Here is a 13583-nt window from a genome sequence, read left to right as displayed (position 1 = left end):
TCGGGGCAAGCACTATTCCAGCGAGAAAAACGATCGCGGCTGCACTTCAATGAACTTCCACTTGTCGCCCTCTCTGGCGACAGCAAAGTTCAGCCGCTCATTTCTGCGGGTGATAGCTCCGCCCGCGCCCGGTTCGGCTTCCATCTGGGCGTCAACGGCCAGTGTCGCCTTGTCACCGTCCACAGATGTATCCACCAGATTCATATGCACGCGAATCGATATGGTTTTGGAGAAGAACGAGCTGACCTGCTGCCTGAACAGCGCACCATCTTTCATCCGTGAAAGGTCGAACAGCTCGAGGAAGTGTTTCTGGCTCTGTCCTTGCAACGATTCGCTGAGTTGCAGGAGCAGATGGGAAGCAGCTTGCGCGTCAAATGCATCCGGGGCCGGCTGCGGTTGCGCCTTATCCTGCGCGCGTAGAGTCATACAAAAGAGCAGCGCGACGAGAATGGCTGTCACGCAGCTACGCACGTTCGCCGCCTTCTGGGCCGTAGAACACCACCCAGGTCAGCAGGTCCTCAGTGAAATCTTCAAAGCGATGGTCTTCACCGGCGGCGGCAAAAATAGCGTCACCGGGACCAAACTGAAAGCGTTGCCCTTCCACGGAAAACCAGCCCCTGCCGGCGACAACGATATAGAGCTCATCGCGCGTGTGCGGCTGCTGCAAATCGCTGCCCTTAGGCGCGTAGATTTCCACCGTCAGGGTGCCGTGGCGGAAAAGTTCAGCGTAAAGTTTTCCATCTCGCGTGGGGATGGCGTCATGTGCGTCGGCAAGTTTAATGATGTGTTCGGCAGAGAAGTCCATAGTTGTGTCGCGCCTTAAAAGCTCTTCTTTCCTGTATGAGTTGGATATCCTGTGTGAATCCACGACCACTTTTTGCGTGGCATCGATTCCGAAACCAGCCCCTCTATCGAATGGTCCTGCCACTCTCTGTACTTCAATGATTCTATCTGGAAGACCGCTTGACTATGTTTCTGCCACTGCTTGTCCGTTTTGATCTGTGATTAACCTTGCCGCATCAGAACTCGATGCTTTTACCCCATGTGTCGGCAAACACGGAGCGGGCCGGCTCGAATCTTCCGGCATACATCTTATCCTTGCCTTTGAGTCTTCCAACAGCAAGCATAGCCACCACGCGGACGCGCTCGGGAATTTTCAGCACGGCTTTTACCTGATCTTCCATAAAGCCTTCCATTGGGGCGGTGTCATAACCCATGGTTTCCGCAGCCCACATCATGGTGGTAAAGGCGATCATTGTCTGTCGGTTGGCCCATAGATCAAACGTCGGCTCAATGCCGGCGGCCTTTCCGGCGGGCCCACCCAGAAATCCAGAGACTGTTTTGCGGATCTTCTCCTGCTCCGCGGGATCATTGAAGCCGTGTTGCGCGCTGATGCGCAGCATTTCTTCCAGATCGCCATCTTTCCATCCCAGGGGATCACCGCAGGCGACAATGACGGCGCTGGCTTGTTCGACTTTCGGTTGACCGAATGCGGCCACACTCAGCTTCTTTTTCTGCTCAGGATCGCGTACCACTACAAAACGCCATGGCTGCGTGTTGTAACCGCTGGGCGCTTCCAGTCCAGCACGGATAATTCTTTCAAGATCTGCGGTATGAATTGGAACATCTTCAAAGCTCGGTGTGGCGCGGCGTTCTTTTACGGCCTGGCTGAATGGTTTCTCTGCGGCAAGTTTTGCCATGATCTTCTCCCGTACAATTAGAAGCGCAATTGTTTCACACGGATTCAGAGTTAGCCAGAACGCGGCCAGGCACGCGCATCAAAACTTCTATGGCTTTAGAGCAATACAACAAAAAACGCCGATTTAATGAGACGCCGGAACCTGAAGGCAAACTGGAGCGCGGCGAGCAGCACCGCTTTGTGGTCCAGAAGCATCGCGCCTCGCATTTGCACTATGACTTCCGGCTGGAAATGGATGGCGTGTTGAAATCGTGGGCCGTGCCCAAAGGACCATCGCTTGATCCGGGAGACAAGCGGCTGGCGATGCAGGTGGAGGACCATCCAGTTTCTTATTTCCATTTTGAAGGCAGGATTCCTGAAGGCAATTACGGCGCTGGCACGGTGATGGTGTGGGACACCGGAACATGGAAGCCGCTGGGCGATGAGCACGCCATGCTCAACAAAGGCGACCTGAAATTTCAGCTCAACGGAGAAAAACTGAAGGGCGAGTTTGTGCTGGCCAAGATGCGCTCGCGCCGTCCGGGATCAAAAGGCACGGAGTGGCTGCTGATCAAGAAAAAAGATGACGCAATGAAGCCGGGATTTAATATCGACAAGCTCGATTACTCCGTGCTGACCAAGCGCAGCCTGAGCGAGATCGCTGGCGACGAAGGCTCCGACGAATGGCAGAGTAATCGCAAGGCGGCGGTGCGGAAGGGCGCGGAGTGGCTGCAGGGATCGGTTGATCGGAAGATCGGGAAGTCGGGTAATCGGAAAGCCCAAACGCAAAAGCCTGAAGTCAACGCAACAGAGTCTGGCGTGGCCCGAAAACCCTCCGCAAAGATGGCGGAGGGGGCGGGGCAATCGCGCAAATCATCCAGCACGACCCGGAAGAAAACCAGCCTAAAAAAAAAGACGCGCAAGGCAGCGTAAGCGCGCAGCCTAAGAAAGTAATCGCAGAAAACCTGGACAAGCTGCTGGCGCAGACCCCGGGCATTCGTCGCGCAGGCATGCCACGGGAAATTCATCCCATGCTGGCCACCCTGGTGGAAGAGCCTTTTGACGATCCGCAGTGGCTCTATGAGGTCAAGTGGGATGGCTATCGCGCCGTGGCATTCATCAATGACGGGCGCGCGCGATTGGTTTCACGCAACCAGAATGAGCTGACCGGCGAGTTTCCGGAGATCGCACAGGCGATGCAAGATTTGCCGGTGGAGAATGCAATCCTTGATGGCGAAGTGGTGGCGTTAGATGACGAAGGCCGTCCGTCTTTCAGCCTGATGCAGCAGCGCACCGGCATGACCAGTCCGGGCGCGCGCGGATCGCGCAATCGCTCTGTACCAATCGTTTATTACGCTTTTGATCTTCTGTATCTCAACGGACACAACTTGATGGCATCGCCGCTGGAGCAGCGCAAGGCGCTCCTTGAGCAGATGATCCCAAAAGACAAAGGCTTTCTGCGCTACTCTGACCACTATCCTGAACAAGGCACGGCGCTTTATGGTGTCGCACGCGATAAAGGCCTGGAGGGAATTGTGGCCAAGCTGCGAACGGGCGCGTATGTGCAGAAGCGTTCGCGCGAGTGGCTGAAGATCAAGATCACGCGACGGCAGGAGTGCGTGATTACCGGATACACCGATCCTAAAGGATCGCGGGAAAATTTTGGGTCTATCGTTTTGGGACTCTATGACGAAAACGGCAAGCTGGTGCATGTTGGCAATGCAGGCAGCGGCTTTACAGGATCAACGCATGCGGCGCTTTGGAAGAAGCTGCACGCGCTGGAGACGGACAAGAATCCGTTTGGGGAGAAAATTGAAAGCACGCGTAAGCCGCACTGGATCAAGCCGGAACTGGTGGCGGAAATCAAATTCTCTGAATGGACACATGAGGGAGAGCGCGGCGGAATTAAAATGAGAGCGCCCATATACCAGGGATTGCGCCTGGATAAAAAGCCGCGCGAGTGCATTTTTGAATTTCCCCGGCATACCCAGGCCGAGGTCCGCAAAGCAGAAGAGGAAGCAGCAACCTGATTACCGTCTCTCGCTCGCTTAAAGCACATTTGCTGCTGGTGATGATTGCCTTCATCTGGGGCAGCACATTCGTGCTGGTTAAAGCGGCGCTGAGCGATGCTTCTCCGCTGGTTTTGAACTCTGCACGCATGATTGTGGCGGCGGTGTTGCTGGCCGTTTTCTATCGCAAGAAAATTGCCGTGTTGACCAGAACGTCCCTGGCAGGCGGCGTTCTTGCGGGAATCTTTCTGTTCGCAGGCTATGCATTCCAGACGACCGGACTGAAACTGACGACGCCGTCAAAATCGGCATTTCTTACCGGCACATCTTCAGTGCTGGTGCCTTTGGCGCTTGTCGCGATCTGGCACGTGCGCATTCACTTGTGGCGAGTGGTGGGGATCGTGCTCGCTTTAGTCGGGCTGTTTCTGATGACAGTCCCTGCTGGGCCGAGCGGGCTGGCTGACTTCGCCAATGTAAATCTGGGCGACATCCTCACCATCGGTTGCGCGATTTGCTTCACCTTCCACGTAATCTTTGTAGGACGCGCGAGCCAGCGCTTCCCTTTTGAGCAGGTTGCCTTTTTGCAAGTCGCCACAGCTGCTGTGCTCATGACCATCAGCACGCCGCTGCTCGAGCATCCTTATTTCCGCCCGACGCCAACAGTGATCGCCGCGGTTTTGATTACCGGGACCCTGTGCACGGCGGTTGCTTTCAGTGTGCAATCCTGGGCACAGCAATTTACCCCCGCCACCCATACGGCGCTGATTTTCACTACGGAACCGGTCTTTGCCTGGCTCACGTCTTTCATCTATCTGCATGAGCGGCTTGGCTTTCGGGCTGGGGCCGGGGCGTTGCTGATCCTGGGGGGCGTAATGGTTTCCGAGCTTCTGGGCCAGGTTGCGAAGCCGGATGACGAACCGGCCGGCGCGGAATCACCGGCCAGCTCTGGTGGATAACGCTCAGTTTGCTTTGTGCGTCTAAGTGATAGCGCTCCAGTAACCAAAAGGAACCAGCAGCCGGTGGGAGTATTGGATTTATAATCATTGGAGAACTTAGTCCGGAGGTAAGACGAAGTATGAACTCGCGTTTTGGCGCCCTGGTGTCACGCATGCGCACACAAAGGGCGCTCTCCACACTGGCGATCCTGTTGACATTGGCAGTCGGCATTTTGATTGGCACTGTCCTGAGCCGGGGCAAAGTGAGAGGCTATTCAGGCCCTGACGGCTCGCTATTGCCAGCAATGCAGTCACCGCAGCAACTGAGCAACACCTTCGGACAGGTGGCAAGCGCGGTTGAGCCAACGGTAGTAAATGTGAGCACAGAATCCACGCCAAAAGTGCGACGTCGCGGCAGGACGCCCAACCGCGGACAGCGCGACAACGGCGGCGATGATCCGTTCCAGGATTTCTTTGATCGCTTCTTTGGCGGACAGCAAGGCGGCCAAGGCGGGCAGGGCCCGGGCGACGACGATGATCAAGGCCCACAGAGTCCATTCGGTGGTCCCGGAGGCGGCGGTGGACGCCAGCGTTCGCTCGGTTCAGGCGTAATCCTGAATGCGAACGGCTACATCATGACCAACTTCCACGTAGTAGATAAAGCAGACCGCATCCGCGTAAAACTTTATGACGAACCGGCAACTGTGCTGCATGACGCCAAGATCATTGGCGTGGACACTGAAACCGACCTGGCGCTGATTAAGATTGAGCCGCCAAAAGACAAGCCTCTAACGGCGGCGCGGCTGGGCGACTCCGACAAGATGAGCGTTGGCGATTGGGTGCTGGCCATCGGCAGCCCTTTTGATCTGGAAGCGACAGTCACAGCCGGTATTGTCTCCGCCAAAGGACGCAATCTTCCCGGGGGACGCCAGTTCCAATCCTTTATCCAGACCGACGCGGCCATAAATCCCGGAAATTCCGGCGGGCCGCTGGTTAGCATGAGCGGCGAAGTCATCGGCATCAATACGGCCATCTATACCCAGTCATTTGGATATCAGGGCGTGGGTTTTGCCATGCCGTCCAACGTGGTTCGCGATGTTTATGAGCAGTTGCGGACGGGCAACCACAAAGTTGCGCGCGGATCCATTGGCGTGGAATTCAGCGCGGTGCCAAACCCGGCTGTGTTGCGCATTTACGGCGCGAAAAATGGCGTGCCGATCACCAACGTGCGGCCTGACAGCCCAGCCGCGAAGGCGGGCCTGCAGGGTGAGGACACCATTACGGCGGTCAACGGCAAGCCGATCAAGAATGGCGAAGAACTGGTCAGCTTGATCTCAGCCACGCATCCAGGCAATAAGCTGAACCTGACTTACCTGCGCAACGGCCAGGAAAAGCAGGCGACCGTGGTGGTGGCGGATCGGGCCAAACTTTTTGGAGATCGCACTGACCAGAGCAGCAACGACGATACCCCTGATGACAGCAGCCAGCCCGCGCCGACAAAGCTAGGCGTTACGGTAAAGTCGGTTTCTCCGGAAATGGCCGAACGAATGGGCACGGCTGAAGGCAAGGGCGTGCAGGTAGTGGATGTGAAACCCGGCTCGTTTGCCGACGATCTTCAACTGCAACCCGGGCTGATCATCCTGAAGATCAATAAACAGCCGGTCAACAGCGAAGAAGATTTCCGCAAGATCACGTCGCAACTTAAAAGCGGTCAGGATGTGGTGTTCCTGGTCCACTCCGGGCGCGGCGCTTCCGGCGGAAACTCATTCATTTCCGGCACGCTACCGTAAATCCGGGTTTAAATCTTCCGGGGAGGCCTCCATGGCAGCCCCGGAAAATACCCAAATTTGGGTCGTTTGCTAGCGCATCTTGTTCAAGCAACTATCCAAAAAATTCAACAAAAATCCAGAATTTATTGATTCCATTGCACTTCGGTAATCCCGAGCTGCACAACAATCTTCTAGCGTCTCGGCATCCAAACATGGGATGATGTTGGGATGTCGGGTTTTTGCCAAAGCAGTACCCGATAGGCTTGAGCTCGAAAATTACCAAGGATTTTGTCAGCAATTCTCTTCTTGAGGTGAGTCGGTGCGTTCAGCCATTAAAAAACTCGTGATTTTAAGCTTTGCCATGGTGCTGTGCGCCGGGTACGCTCCGGCGGCAACCAAGGCGGCGAGTAAGTCGGCCAGGCACGGACACCACAAAACCAAACGCAAAGCCTCATGGAAGAAAAAAGGCCAGCAAGGCATCAACTCTGAGCGAGCAACGGAGATTCAGCAGGCGCTGATCCGGCAAAATTACCTGACCGGTGAACCTACCGGAGAATGGGACTCCCGCACCCAGGCAGCCCTGATCAAATATCAGGGTGACAATGGCTGGCAAACCAAAGTTGTGCCCGACTCACGCGCCCTGATCAAACTGGGATTAGGTCCAAACTATTCCGCGGAACTGCTGAATGGGCCACCGAAAGCCCTCCCAGCCGCGACGCCCAGCACTACTGCTTCCCGCAGTATTGAAGGAACAACCGGCGGCAAGCAGTAAAAAGCGACTATTGATTATTAGCTTTATTGCCAGATAGTGGCGCTTACGTCCTTCTGCATTCTTTGCCATTCGTTCTGAGCAGAATCTCGCTGTCCGCCGCTCATGTTCCTTGAGGTAGCCTTCCTTGAAAGCCATGTCCTTACATGGCGGGTTGTTTTATAATTCCACGCCATGGACACCCCCTCTATTATTGAAGCACTTACCGAGCAGCGGGATCGCGTAATCGCTGCTATAGAAGCTCTCACCGGAGGCCGCACGCGACGGGCCTCATCCTCCGCTGCTGCCGGTCCGCGCAAACGCGGCCAGATGAGTGAAGCGGGAAGAAGAAGCATCTCAATGCGGATGAAAGCGCGCTGGGCCAAAGCCAAAAGAGCCGGCAAGAACGCGCTCTAAAGTTCGAAATAATTCATGACGCTCGGCCTCCGCAGGGATGCGGGGGCGGCGCATTTTTGCGCCCCGAATCGGACCCGATCAACTGGAAGCTTAAGGTAAACAAGCACGCCGAATGCTTCAGGCAGAGCAGTATCCCGAACAGAGAAAGCTTCTCTACACACTGCCCTTGGAAACACACGCACAGGAAACCTTGCGCGCTTAATATATTCATCACGCGCGCAAATAGTTCCATTCAGGCGCACGCCTAAATGAACCGAAAGCTTTGACCGGCAGCTGAGGTTACTGCAACCCCTGTTCCTGCATCTTCTTTCGCAGAGACAACGGCCGCATGTCCGTCCAAACTTCTTTGATATAGGCCAGGCAATCGGCTTTGGGGCCGCTCTTGCCCGCATCCTTCCAGCCCAGCGCGTTTTCCTTGTGTGCAGGCCAGATGGAATACTGCTCTTCATGATTGACTACGACTTTGTAGATGGTTTTATCTTCTGTTTCTTCAGGCATTGCGCTTTTTCTCCTTGAGAATTTCTTCGTATCCGACGGCCGGCTTAGACCGCCTTTTGCAGCAAATCCAGAGTTAGGCGGTTGAGCCGGACAGGATCTGCGATCTCCGAGCCTTCAGCCACCAAGGCCAGTTCAAATAGCAATTCAATTGCGTCGCCCAGAGTGGCATCGTCATTGTTCGACTTAAACCGTTCATGCAGTTTCTGTATGATCGGATGGTCCGGGTTCAGTTCCATGATGCGGCGCTGTTTGGGCCCGCCGCCTTTGCCTTTTTGCAGCAAGCGCTCCAGGTGCGGGCTATATTCATGCTCTTCAGTCACCAGGCATGCGGGCGAACCCACCAGGCGGCTGGAGACGCGAATCTGTTTAACGTATTCATCCAGCTTCTTTTGGCAGGCTTCCAGGAAGCTCTTATACTCTTCCTCTTTCTGCTTGATCTGCTCTTCGGCCTGTTTCTTCTCCTCGTCGGTTCCCAGTTCAAACCTGCCCTTAGTGACTGACTTAAGTTTGTGCTCCTGAAATTCATGCAGGCTTTGGACCATAAGCTCATCCACCGGATCGCTCAGGTACAGGACCTCATAACCTTTTTGCCGCACGCTTTCCAGATGAGGAGAGTTTTCTATCACCTTGCGCGATTCGCCGGTGAGATAGAGTATTTCTTTTTGTTCCGGCTTCATCCTGCCAACATAATCGCCCAGCGTGGTCAGTTCCTTTGCGTCATGGGACGATTCCAACAGCAGCAGCGGCAGAATCTTATCTTTGTTTTCATAGTCGGAGCTGACTCCTTCTTTCATCGCCCTGCCAAACTGGCCCCAGAACTTCAGATATTTTTCCGCTTCCTTCTCTTTCAGTTCAGCGAGCGCTTCCAGCAGTTTCTTGGTGAGCCATTTGCGAATCTGGGTGATGTGGCGGTCCTGCTGGAGCCTTTGGCGTGAAATATTGAGTGGCAAATCGCTGGAATCAACCACGCCTTTCACAAAACGCAGATAATGCGGCAAAACTTCCTCGCATTTCTCCATGACCATTACGCGCTTGGCATAGAGCTTAAGACCGGATTCCGAGCCATGGTAAAAAAGATCTTGAGGGGCCTGCGCCGGAATAAAAAGCAGCGCCTCAAGCTCAAACGTACCTTCCGCCTTGAGCGGAAGCACTTTGAGCGGATCAGTCCAGTCATTAGCAACGTGCTTGTAAAAATCGTTGTAATCGCTGTCGCTGACTTCCGAGCGCCTGCGCGTCCAGAGCGGCTTCTGCGAATTCAGCGTTTTGGTTTCAATCTTGATTTCTTTGGATTCCGGCTCGCCCGGTTCCTGCGGAGGCCCTTCATAAATGATGGGGTACGGGATAAAGTCAGAATATTTGTGAACGATCATCGAGAGCTTCCAGCGGTCGGTATAGTCCTCAATCCCGTTTTCGGCGTCGGGCCTTTTTAAATGAAGAATAATGTCCGTGCCGCAGCTTGCCTTCTCAGCTTCCGCTAACGTGTAGCTGCCATCGCCCGCGGACTCCCATTGCGTAGCCGTGGCTTCACCGGCGCGGCGCGTGATGATGGTGACTTTGTCCGCCACCATGAACGCCGAATAAAAACCCACGCCGAATTGCCCGATCAGATCGGCAACAGATTCCGCCGACTGCGATTCCTGCATGCGCTTGCGCATCTCCTGCGTTCCCGATCTCGCAATGGTGCCAATATGATCAATCAGGTCCTGGCGGCTCATGCCGATCCCCGTGTCGCTGATAGTTAGAGTCTTGTTCGCCTCATCCGGCTTGAGCTTGATCTCGTACTTATGGCCGTCCGGGACGAGATCCGTATTGGTCAGCGCTTCAAAGCGCAGCTTGTCCAAGGCATCAGAGGCGTTGGAAATCAATTCCCGCAGAAAGATTTCCCTTTGCGTATAAAGGGAATGGATCATGAGATGAAGAAGTTGTGTAGTCTCAGCCTGGAATTGGAAAGAATCCTGAGCAGTTGCGGTGGACACAGTTCACTCCTAGTCTGGTGTTGGTTGTTAGCTGCCGAAAGATTCCTGTGACAGGAACACAGCTAGCTGGATGCTGTATTTTACCAAGAATGAAGGGGTGTTCGGCAGCTGTCAGAGCGTAAATGCCTGGGATATTGGTTCCATTTTGGGATAGGAGAGGACGGTGAAGAATTCGTCAAAGTACAGACAATGATTCCGGCAGATGCTTCTTGCGTACTGGTTTATGCAAGGTTTTCCTGGTCTTCTTTGCAACATACGCGCTTTCCGTCTCGATGAGGGGCGCGCAGTTGTACTGGAAGCGGACTACTAAGGTCAAAGGGTTGGGTCCGCTATATCGGCCAATTACCCAATTGCGAATCGCATTAGTTGCAGCCTGCTGGAGGATGGGGTGTCCTGTTTTCGCGACCACCGAAGTGACTTTTCCCGAATCATGATCGATTGAAACATCCACTTCCACGTCCCCAGAGATGTGAGCAATTATGGCCATCTGCGGGTAGTTAATCATCTCTTTGTGCAGCAGAATCCCTGGAATATCGGAGTCTGGCACATCTCCAAAATTGACCTCCGGCGCTGTAGCTTCCTGTGAATCAGGCATGACCTCAGACAATTTGGCGCGGTCATCGTCGCGCTGATCCTCCGGAATCCTTGGCGCCGCCAGGTCGAAGTCGCCATTGCGTATCTCAACTGCGGCCGCCTGGGCCCGCTCCTTTTCTTCAGCAGGACGCAACTCCCACGGCACAGACAGCCAAACCTCATGTCCGGTTTCTTTGACGAATCGCGCATGGATTTCTTGCGCCAGGCTCCACAGGGCGGCCGTATGAGGTGCTGCACCCTGGATTCGTGAAAAGCGTAGCGAGTTCACCGGCGGCAGTTCATGTAAGCGCTTCTCGGTCCCGCAAACTGCCGCTATTCCTTGACTCTCTTCTCCCCATGAATCCTGATCTTTCTTGCTGGCCGACCGAATGAGTTTTGCTACTGCATCTTCCCTGGCGCATAAGTCTGCCCCTGCCGCCAGTTGTGCCACGGATAGATGTTCAAAAAAATATTCGCTTTCATCGATACGGTAACTCCCACAGGCGCGCCGGACACGAATGAAGCGTACTTTCGTCTCAGAGTCTGAAGCCGGCTGCACGTCTACGATGCTCCATGAACCATTCTCCAGGGCGACGATATAAAACGATTCAGGAGGTTGCGGCAAAGTGGCCGAAAGCGGAACGGGACTTTGTCGACTCTGCGTCCACACAAGTGAGTGAAGGCACAGGAGTCCAACAACTACTCTGGCTGACATATAGGAAGAACGGCCAAGAACGCGCTTTCTTGCGAAGTGCTTTTGGTAGCAGCAAGGATGAATCGTCTACGAAGCTCGACTGAAAACGAGGTAAAGCCTGGGTTTTAGAACTGGTGCCGAAGAAGGGACTCGAACCCCCACACCCTTGCGAGTACATGGACCTGAACCATGCGCGTCTGCCAATTCCGCCACTTCGGCATTGAATGAGGCGCCAGACAAAAACCGGCGCTTGCGACGGGAAATACTCATCTATTTTAAAGGGTTTGCTGAAGGTGTCAAATCAGCGGGGGCATCTGGAAATCGGGGCATCGGGAAATCGGGACATCTGGGAATCGGGAAATCGGAGAACGTCGATGACTTAGACGATGAGAGACCTGGGAGATTTAAAGACCGGCAATCGGTGAATCCCCGGAGTCCGCTTGCACATCCATAAATTGAGTAATCGAATGAAGGCGCGAACTTGCGAAACGGCGCGCGCAAGAGCAATATCACAGTCGCAGCAGATTTGGGCGCAAGAGGGATCTCGCAATCGCAGCAAATTCGTATTCAGATCTGCAAAGCTTTTACATTCAAAACGTTTTGCTCGCACGCATCAGAATTCATCAGCCATCCATAGGAGATAAGAATTATGTCCACCACGCTTGTTGCAGCAGTTCCGGCCAAAACAAAGACCGCTGGATACGGGGCCACGTCGGCGCAGTCGCCGCTGGCGCCATTTTCTTTTGCGCGACGCGAGCCGCTGCCTCAGGACGTGCAGCTTGAAATTCTTTATTGCGGCGTGTGCCACTCTGATCTGCATACGGTGCGCAACGAGTGGAGCGGCACAACGTATCCGGCGGTGCCGGGGCATGAGATTGTGGGCCGCGTGACGGCCGTGGGCAGTGAGGTAAAGCGCTTTAAAGTGGGCGACATTGCTGCTGTGGGATGCATGGTGGATTCATGCCGCAACTGCGCCAACTGCGAAGCCGGGCTGGAGCAATACTGCGACGTGGCTTTTGTGGGCACATACAACTCGCCGGACAAGCATCTGGGCGGCATGACGTATGGCGGATACTCAAAGAGCATTGTGGTGGACGAATATTTCGTTTTGCATGTGCCGGACAAGACAAACCTTGCCGGAGTGGCGCCGCTGCTCTGCGCCGGCATTACAACGTATTCTCCGCTGCGCCACTGGAAAGTGAGCAAAGGCCACAAGGTGGGCATTGTGGGACTGGGCGGCCTGGGCCATATGGGAGTGAAGATCGCGGCGGCGCTGGGCGCGCACGTGGTGTTGTTTACTACGTCGCCCAATAAGAAAGAAGACGCGCAACGGCTGGGCGCGCATGAAGTGGTGGTCTCAAAAAATCAGAATGAAATGGACCACCACCTTGGCAGCTTTGACTTTATTCTTGATACCGTCTCCGCACCGCACAATCTCAACGCCTACCTGACCCTGATCAAGCGCGATGGAACGCTGACTCTTGTCGGCGCGCCGCCGCAGCCGCCCACCATTGAGGTCTTCAACCTGATCTTTAAGCGCCGACAGATCGCAGGGTCGTTGATCGGCGGAATTCCTGAAACCCAGGAGATGCTGGATTTCTGCGCGAAGCACAAACTCACAGCCGACGTTGAGGTAATTCCCATACAGAAAATCAATGACGCCTATGAGCGCATGCTGCGCAGCGACGTGAAATACAGGTTTGTGATTGACATGGCGTCACTGTAAGAAGGCGCGGACCAGACAGATAGCTAGCTTTGCGGCGCGTGCAAGAGCGCGACCACTTCCCGCTCGATCACGGAAAAGTCGGCTGTGCCGTTGTGCTTACTGTGGATTCGGCTGTCTCTGCCGATGAGGAAAGTGGTGGGAAGGCCCAGCACTCCGCCGAAGCCGTCGGCAATCTTCAGGTCGCCCGCAACCACGGGATAGTTCATCTGGTACTTGCGATAGAAGCGCAGCAGAACTTCAGGATTGTCATCTACGGAAACGCCGACCACCTGCAACCCCTGGTCCTGATACTTCTTCTGCAGCGCGATGAATTGCGGAACTTCTTCAGCACACGGTGTGCACCACGCGGCCCAGAAATTCACCAACACGACCTTACCTTTGTAGTCCGGCATGTTTACGGAGCCGCCATTGATGTCCTTCGCGGAAAACTGGGGCGCGGCGGAGAGATTGGACAGGGACATAACGGCTTTGTGGCTGCCAAAACGGTGGAATCCCTCATAAACGCCGATCGCCAGAACGGCGACCACGATCAAGAGAACGAACCTGCGCGACATTAACTC

At 54.8% G+C, this 13583-nt stretch carries 14 protein-coding genes and 1 tRNA gene; 7 read left to right on the top strand and 8 right to left on the bottom strand.

What is annotated here, in order from left to right; translation table 11 throughout:
* Nucleotides 1-12: 12 nt before the first annotated feature.
* The 3 genes from LAO76_09290 to LAO76_09280 all read right to left on the bottom strand — a co-directional run bounded on the left by LAO76_09290 (nt 13) and on the right by LAO76_09280 (nt 1700).
* Nucleotides 13-471 carry a hypothetical protein gene (locus LAO76_09290; protein MBZ5491112.1) on the bottom strand — a complete coding sequence of 153 codons (459 nt, stop codon included), beginning with the start codon at nt 469-471 and terminating at the stop codon, nt 13-15.
* Nucleotides 464-805 carry a cupin domain-containing protein gene (locus LAO76_09285; GenBank protein ID MBZ5491111.1) on the bottom strand — a complete coding sequence of 114 codons (342 nt, stop codon included), beginning with the start codon at nt 803-805 and terminating at the stop codon, nt 464-466. The genes LAO76_09290 and LAO76_09285 overlap by 8 nt, the downstream gene beginning before the upstream one ends.
* Before the next feature lie 214 nt (nt 806-1019).
* A complete protein-coding gene (locus tag LAO76_09280; GenBank protein ID MBZ5491110.1) occupies nt 1020-1700 on the bottom strand; it encodes a nitroreductase family protein in 681 nt (226 codons plus the stop codon).
* A gap of 89 nt (nt 1701-1789) precedes the next feature.
* On the opposite strand from LAO76_09280, the gene LAO76_09275 reads away from it, so the two are divergent.
* The 6 genes from LAO76_09275 (at nt 1790) to LAO76_09250 (ending at nt 7556) form a co-directional block, all read left to right on the top strand.
* On the top strand, nt 1790-2611 hold the full coding sequence (locus tag LAO76_09275) for a hypothetical protein (GenBank protein ID MBZ5491109.1): 822 nt from the start codon (nt 1790-1792) through the stop codon (nt 2609-2611).
* Between the two features lie 77 nt (nt 2612-2688).
* The gene (ligD, locus tag LAO76_09270; protein ID MBZ5491108.1) at nt 2689-3708 is read left to right on the top strand and encodes a non-homologous end-joining DNA ligase; all 1020 of its coding nucleotides are present in this window, start codon (nt 2689-2691) and stop codon (nt 3706-3708) included.
* A gap of 41 nt (nt 3709-3749) precedes the next feature.
* The gene (locus tag LAO76_09265) at nt 3750-4643 is read left to right on the top strand and encodes a DMT family transporter (protein ID MBZ5491107.1); all 894 of its coding nucleotides are present in this window, start codon (nt 3750-3752) and stop codon (nt 4641-4643) included.
* A 119-nt stretch (nt 4644-4762) separates the two neighbouring features.
* Nucleotides 4763-6412: a Do family serine endopeptidase gene (locus LAO76_09260; GenBank protein ID MBZ5491106.1), complete on the top strand. Its 1650-nt coding sequence runs from the start codon at nt 4763-4765 to the stop codon at nt 6410-6412.
* Nucleotides 6413-6752: 340 nt separating this feature from the next.
* The gene (locus LAO76_09255) at nt 6753-7163 is read left to right on the top strand and encodes a peptidoglycan-binding protein (protein ID MBZ5491105.1); all 411 of its coding nucleotides are present in this window, start codon (nt 6753-6755) and stop codon (nt 7161-7163) included.
* Nucleotides 7164-7334: 171 nt separating this feature from the next.
* On the top strand, nt 7335-7556 hold the full coding sequence (locus LAO76_09250; GenBank protein MBZ5491104.1) for a hypothetical protein: 222 nt from the start codon (nt 7335-7337) through the stop codon (nt 7554-7556).
* 279 nt (nt 7557-7835) lie between these two features.
* Here the strand turns inward: LAO76_09250 and LAO76_09245 are convergent, their stop codons facing one another.
* The 4 genes from LAO76_09245 to LAO76_09230 all read right to left on the bottom strand — a co-directional run bounded on the left by LAO76_09245 (nt 7836) and on the right by LAO76_09230 (nt 11516).
* The gene (locus LAO76_09245; protein ID MBZ5491103.1) at nt 7836-8054 is read right to left on the bottom strand and encodes an MbtH family protein; all 219 of its coding nucleotides are present in this window, start codon (nt 8052-8054) and stop codon (nt 7836-7838) included.
* Nucleotides 8055-8098: 44 nt separating this feature from the next.
* Nucleotides 8099-9964, bottom strand: a complete 1866-nt coding sequence (gene htpG, locus LAO76_09240) for a molecular chaperone HtpG (protein MBZ5491102.1) — start codon at nt 9962-9964, stop codon at nt 8099-8101.
* A 241-nt stretch (nt 9965-10205) separates the two neighbouring features.
* Nucleotides 10206-11228: an energy transducer TonB gene (locus LAO76_09235; GenBank protein ID MBZ5491101.1), complete on the bottom strand. Its 1023-nt coding sequence runs from the start codon at nt 11226-11228 to the stop codon at nt 10206-10208.
* 201 nt (nt 11229-11429) lie between these two features.
* Nucleotides 11430-11516 (bottom strand) — tRNA-Leu (locus LAO76_09230).
* A gap of 430 nt (nt 11517-11946) precedes the next feature.
* Here LAO76_09230 and LAO76_09225 point away from each other — a divergent pair.
* Nucleotides 11947-13023 (top strand): NAD(P)-dependent alcohol dehydrogenase, encoded by a 1077-nt coding sequence (locus LAO76_09225; GenBank protein ID MBZ5491100.1) that lies wholly within the window; start codon nt 11947-11949, stop codon nt 13021-13023.
* A 23-nt stretch (nt 13024-13046) separates the two neighbouring features.
* Here the strand turns inward: LAO76_09225 and LAO76_09220 are convergent, their stop codons facing one another.
* Nucleotides 13047-13577 carry a TlpA family protein disulfide reductase gene (locus tag LAO76_09220; GenBank protein MBZ5491099.1) on the bottom strand — a complete coding sequence of 177 codons (531 nt, stop codon included), beginning with the start codon at nt 13575-13577 and terminating at the stop codon, nt 13047-13049.
* Between the last annotated feature and the right edge of the window lie 6 nt (nt 13578-13583).

This window comes from Terriglobia bacterium (assembly GCA_020072645.1).
Classification (GTDB): Bacteria; Acidobacteriota; Terriglobia; order Terriglobales; family Acidobacteriaceae; genus Angelobacter.
Note: the sequence above shows the minus strand (reverse complement) of the source record. Positions and strands in the feature narration are given on the sequence as shown.